Origin of the sequence: Burkholderia sp. 4M9327F10 (assembly GCF_005503145.1) — a bacterium.
Classification (GTDB): domain Bacteria; phylum Pseudomonadota; class Gammaproteobacteria; order Burkholderiales; family Burkholderiaceae; genus Paraburkholderia.
The window spans coordinates 1-4,605 of the sequence record NZ_SCNV01000128.1 but is presented as its reverse complement, the minus strand read 5'-3'; the positions used below and the strand labels follow the sequence as shown (position 1 = coordinate 4,605).

At 61.8% G+C, this 4,605-nt stretch carries 3 protein-coding genes; all 3 read right to left on the bottom strand.

The features are described from left to right. Positions 1-645: 645 nt before the first annotated feature. Genes urtD through urtB form a run of 3 tightly spaced genes read right to left on the bottom strand, consistent with a single transcriptional unit; the run spans position 646 to position 4,326 of the window. Entirely contained in the window at positions 646-1,509 is an 864-nt protein-coding gene (gene urtD, locus FFS45_RS41270) for an urea ABC transporter ATP-binding protein UrtD (RefSeq protein ID WP_137960324.1), read from the bottom strand. Beyond that, positions 1,506-2,690 carry an urea ABC transporter permease subunit UrtC gene (gene urtC, locus FFS45_RS41265; RefSeq protein ID WP_137960323.1) on the bottom strand — a complete coding sequence of 395 codons (1,185 nt, stop codon included), beginning with the start codon at positions 2,688-2,690 and terminating at the stop codon, positions 1,506-1,508. The genes urtD and urtC overlap by 4 nt, the downstream gene beginning before the upstream one ends. 1 nt (position 2,691) lies before the next feature. After that, positions 2,692-4,326 carry an urea ABC transporter permease subunit UrtB gene (urtB, locus tag FFS45_RS41260; RefSeq protein WP_137960322.1) on the bottom strand — a complete coding sequence of 545 codons (1,635 nt, stop codon included), beginning with the start codon at positions 4,324-4,326 and terminating at the stop codon, positions 2,692-2,694. Positions 4,327-4,605 lie beyond the last annotated feature (279 nt).

Below are 4,605 nucleotides of genomic sequence, written 5' to 3'. Positions count from 1 at the left end.
TGTTTTGTTATCGGTTTATTAGCGTTGCCCCTGTGCGGGGCGGCACCTACTTTTCTTTGCCGCCGCAAAGAAAAGTAGGCAAAAGAAAGCGGGCTCACACCGCCAGCTCGTAGTGAGCCATCCCGGTCCGCCACCGGGAACGGCCCAAGACAAGACCTGCCCTCGCACCACAACCGATAGTGACAAAGCCATCATCCGCTCCAGCGTTGCGCTTCGCGCCCCGCCGTTCGGCATAACTCCCTCCACCCACGCCTCAGCCTAATCATCATCATCCACCGCACCGCACCGCACCGCCACCGCCACCGCCGAACCCGAACCCGAACCTCGAACGTGAGGGTTTATTTAGTGAACCGGACTGCGGCGCACGGAGTGCGCTCGCGGGATGAATGAGTCCTTTGTCACTTACCTGTGCGGTGCGGGGGCAGGTCTTGTCTTCGGACCACTCCGGGTGAGCACAAGAGGTGGACACCTACGAGCTGGCGGTGTGAGCCCGCTTTCTTTTGCCTACTTTTCTTTGCGGCGGCAAAGAAAAGTAGGTGCCGCCCCGCACAGGGGCAACGCCAATAGACCGATAACACAACAAGGAAAGGCCAACACCATAAGAACAACAACCAAAACCAAAACGCCGCAGGCAAAAATCAAACCCTACCGCCCAAGATAAGACTCAACCACACCTTCATCCCTCTTAACCTCATCAAGCGTGCCATGAGCGAGAACACGCCCTTCAGCCATAACAGTAACCTTCCCGGAGTCACCCGAAAGCGCAGCCACAAACTCCATATCATGCTCAACAACCATCATCGAACAAGTCCCCCGAAGATGATTAAGAAGCTCCGCCAACTGCATGGTCTCATCATCGGTCATCCCAGCCGCAGGCTCATCAAGCAAGAGAAGCGCCGGCTGCTGCATAAGCAACATCCCAATCTCGAGCCGCTGCTTCTGCCCATGAGAAAGCTCACCGGCGAGTCTTCGAGCCTCACCCTCCAGCCGGATCAACGCGAGCGTCTCTTCAATCCGCGCTTGTGCCTCGCGATCGAGCCGCGCCCGCAATGAGGGCCACCATCCTTTGTCAGCCTTCATCGCCAGTTCAAGGTTCTCCCAAACCGGATGTTGCTCGAACACCGTCGGTTTCTGGAACTTGCGCCCAATCCCCGCGCGTGCGATCGATGGTTCATTCATCCGCGTCAGGTCGATCGTCTGCCCGAGAAACACCTTGCCCGAATCGGGCTCGGTTTTCCCGGTAATCACGTCCATCATCGTCGTCTTGCCGGCGCCGTTCGGCCCGATGATGCAACGCAACTCCCCCGCATCGATGGATAGCGTCAGCGCATTCAAGGCCCGGAATCCGTCGAAGCTGACCGTTACATCCTCCAGATACAGAATCGTTCCATGCGATACGTCAATCTCGCCGGGCGTTACCACACGTCCGAAATCGGGCACGCCGCTTAGCGAGCGCTCAGCAGGTTCTTCAGGTAAAGCCAGGTCAGGCACCATCGGATTTTCGTTCATGTGCGGTTCCTCTTGCGCATCGCGAGGTCGATCAACCCCATGATGCCGTTCGGCAGCAGCAACGGCACCAGCACAAAGATCAAGCCAAGGAAGAACAGCCAGTATTCAGGGAAATTCGCCGTGAAAAAGCTCTTTGCGCCATTCACCGCAAACGCGCCGATAATCGGCCCAATCAGCGTGCCGCGGCCGCCCACCGCCACCCAGATCGCCATCTCGATCGAGTTGCCCGGCGACATTTCGCCCGGATTGATAATTCCGACCTGCGGCACGTACAGCGCGCCGGCAACCCCGCACAGCACCGCCGACACGGTCCAGATAAACAGCTTGTAGCCAAGCGGGCTGTAGCCGAGGAACATCAACCGCGTTTCACCGTCGCGCACCGCTGTGACCACACGGCCGAGCTTCGAGGTCACAATCGCCCGTGCACCGAGGAACGCCAGCACCAACACCGCAAACGTAATCAGAAAGAGCGCCGTGCGCGTGCCCGGATGGGTGATCGGGAAGCCGCCGATCCGCTTGAAGTCGGTAAAACCGTTGTTGCCGCCAAAGCCGGTTTCGTTGCGATAGAACAGCAGCATCGCGGCGAACGTCAGCGCCTGTGTGATGATCGAGAGGTACACGCCCTTCACCCGCGAGCGGAACGTGAAGAAGCCGAATACCCATGCCACCACGGCCGGCACCAGCACCACCAGCAGCAGCGCGTACCAGAGGTGCTGCGTGCCTTCCCAGTACCATGGCAGCGCGTGCCAGTTGAGGAACACCATGAAGTCGGGCAGATCGCTCTGATAGACACCGTCATGGCCGATCGCGCGCATCAGGTACATGCCGATCGCGTAGCCGCCTAGCGCGAAGAACAGCGCGTGTCCGAGGCTCAGGATGCCGCAGTAGCCCCATACGAGGTCGAGCGCCAGCGCGCCGATTGCATAGCACATGAATTTGCCCAACAGCGTCATCATGTACGCGGAGAGGTGAAGCGCACTCGTTTCCGGCAACACCAGCGCCGAGAACGGCACGCCCAGGCCGATCGCGATGATCAGCGCAATCAGTGCAAGCCATGCGGGCCGCGACAGCAACGCGGGCCGCGGCGGCAAGCCGAGCGCGAAGCCGCTCTGCGCCCCGCGTTCGGCGCCCGGCGACGTTCCGGGTGAGGTAACGGAAGCGGAGGAGGTTGCTGATGTCATCTCATGCCTCCGCGCTGCGGCCCTTCAGGGCGAACATGCCTTGCGGCCGCTTCTGGATGAACAGCACGATCAGCACCAGCACGGCGATCTTCGCCAGCACGGCGCCCCAGAACGGTTCGATCGCCTTGCTGACGAGCCCGAGTCCGAAGCCGCCAATCACCGTTCCAGCCAGTTGGCCGACGCCGCCCAGCACCACCGCCATGAACGAATCGATGATGTAGCTCTGACCGAGATCCGGCCCGACGTTGCCGATCTGCGAGAGTGCACAACCGCCCAGTCCCGCGATGCCGGCGCCGAAAGCAAAGGCGTACGAATCGACGCGCGCGGTCTTCACGCCGACGCAGGCCGCCATGCGGCGGTTTTGCGTGACGGCGCGCACGAACAGGCCGAGCCGCGTCTTGGTGAGTACGGCCCATGCGATGCCCACCACGATCAGTGAGAACGCCAGAATCGCGAGCCGGTTGTACGGCAGGATCAGGCTGGGCATCACGGTGACGCCGCCGCTCATCCACGCCGGATTTTCCACTTGAACGTTTTGCGCGCCGAAGATCATCCGCGTGGCCTGGATCAGGATCAGGCTCACGCCGAAGGTCGTCAGCAGTGTTTCCAGGGGACGGCCGTACAGGTGTCTGAGGACTAGCCGCTCCAGCACCATGCCCACCAGCGCTGCGGCGACGAACGAGGCTGGCACGGCGAGCAGCGGGTACCAGTTGAACGCGCCCGGCGCGTAGTGCTGAAACAGGTTCTGCACGACATAGGTCGCATACGCGCCGATCATCAGGAATTCGCCGTGCGCCATGTTGATCACGCCAATCAGGCCGTACGTGATGGCGAGCCCCAATGCGGCAAGCAGCAGCACGCTGCCGAGCGACAGCCCGGCGAACAGCGTGCCGGCAATCTGGCTGCGGCGTTGGATCGCGTCGAGTTCGTCGATGCCGGCTTGGGCCGCGGCGCGCACACGCGCGTCGCTTTCCACGAAGGTGCCGTCCGCTTTCTTCGCGACGAGCGGCCGCAACAGTTCGTTCATGTCCAGATCGTGGCGCGCGGCCACCAGTTTCACCGCTTCGAGGCGCGTGGCCGGATCGCTGTTGTGCAAGGCCGTCATCGCCCATAACGTGTCGAGGCGCTGCTTCAGGACCGGGTCGGTTTCTTTTGCGCGCTGTGCGTCGATCTGCGGCTTCATCGAAGGATCCGGGTTTTGCAGCAGCGCGTTAATCGCCGCGCGGCGTGTTTCCAGATCCGGCGAGTCCAGTTGCGAGCCCGACAGGGCGCCTGAGACCTTCGAGCGCAACAGGTTGTTCAACGTGACGGGCTGCGCATCGGGGGCGCTGACAGTTTTGCCGGTGAGCGCATCTTTGGTCGTGTCGCCGTCCTGAATCAGCACTTCGCCGGAGTCAGTGGTAAGCGCATTGTCCTGGGAGAGCGCCTTGAGCAACGCTTGGGACGGTGCGTCGTGGTTGGCAATCAGCTTGTCGATGGCGGCGGACTTCGCATCGAAGTCATCGCCGGCAAGCGGCGCGATATCGGCAGGTGTCAGCGCGAAGGCTGCGAGCGGCTCGAACGCAAGCAGCGCCAGTAGTGCGATGGCGAGCGTGCCGATGCTGCGCCTTGCTCGCCTCAGAATGGGAAACGCCATGGTGCCCTTTGAAAATTAACCGGCACGGCGGTGCGGCATCGAACTGTCAAGGATGCCGCACCGTCGAGCCGCTATATACGCGGGTGTATCGCCCCGCCGGCTTTACCTTTGCTACGCAGCGGGACGATCAGGTGCGCACGAGGCGCACCCTTCGTTACATCAGGCAACCCGTGAGCGGCGCAGGAAAGCCGGAATCGAACTGACCACGTCCGGCTTGCCCGCGTTGCCGGCGATATACGGGCTCCACGGCTGCGCGCGGATAGCCGTCTTGGTCCGCCA

Bases quoted from the DNA above. Each gene is read 5' to 3' on its own strand.
- urtC (WP_137960323.1), bottom strand. From the start codon at position 2,690: ATGACATCAGCAACCTCCTCCGCTTCCGTTACCTCACCCGGAACGTCG.
- urtB (WP_137960322.1), bottom strand. From the start codon at position 4,326: ATGGCGTTTCCCATTCTGAGGCGAGCAAGGCGCAGCATCGGCACGCTC.
- urtD (WP_137960324.1), bottom strand. From the start codon at position 1,509: ATGAACGAAAATCCGATGGTGCCTGACCTGGCTTTACCTGAAGAACCT.